This is a genomic window from Bradyrhizobium sp. BRP23, from assembly GCF_020194135.1.
GTDB classification, from domain to species: domain Bacteria; phylum Pseudomonadota; class Alphaproteobacteria; order Rhizobiales; family Xanthobacteraceae; genus Bradyrhizobium; species Bradyrhizobium yuanmingense.
This window is the reverse complement of record NZ_JADYVW010000058.1, coordinates 1-511: the sequence shown is the minus strand read 5'-3', so window position 1 is coordinate 511 and position 511 is coordinate 1. Positions and strand designations below refer to the sequence as shown.

At 63.0% G+C, this 511-nt stretch carries 1 protein-coding gene; it reads left to right on the top strand.

Annotation, left to right across the window (positions count from 1 at the left end):
• On the top strand, positions 1-511 hold a 511-nt coding region (locus I6F24_RS37330; protein ID WP_225156607.1), incomplete at both ends, for a chemotaxis protein CheW.

Below are 511 nucleotides of genomic sequence, written 5' to 3'. Positions count from 1 at the left end.
CCACAAGTTCATCTTCGCGCCGGGCTTCTCCACTGCCGCTGCCATCACCTCGGTCTCGGGCCGCGGCGTCGGCATGGACGTGGTCCGCACCAATATCGACCAGATCGGCGGCACCATCGACATCAAGAGCGTGGCCGGCGAAGGAAGCTCCGTCACCATCAAGATCCCGCTGACGCTCGCCATCGTCTCGGCGCTGATCGTCGAAGCCGCCGGCGACCGCTTTGCGATCCCGCAGCTCTCGGTGGTGGAATTGGTCCGTGCCCGCGCCAACTCCGAGCACCGCATCGAGCGCATCAAGGACACCGCGGTGCTCAGGTTGCGCAACAAGCTGCTGCCGCTGATCCATCTGAAGAAGCTCCTGAAGATCGACGACGGCGCGGCCTCCGATCCCGAGAACGGCTTCATCGTGGTGACGCAAGTCGGCAGCCAGACCTTTGGCATCGTCGTCGATGGCGTGTTCCACACCGAAGAAATCGTGGTCAAGCCGATGTCGACAAAACTGCGTCACATC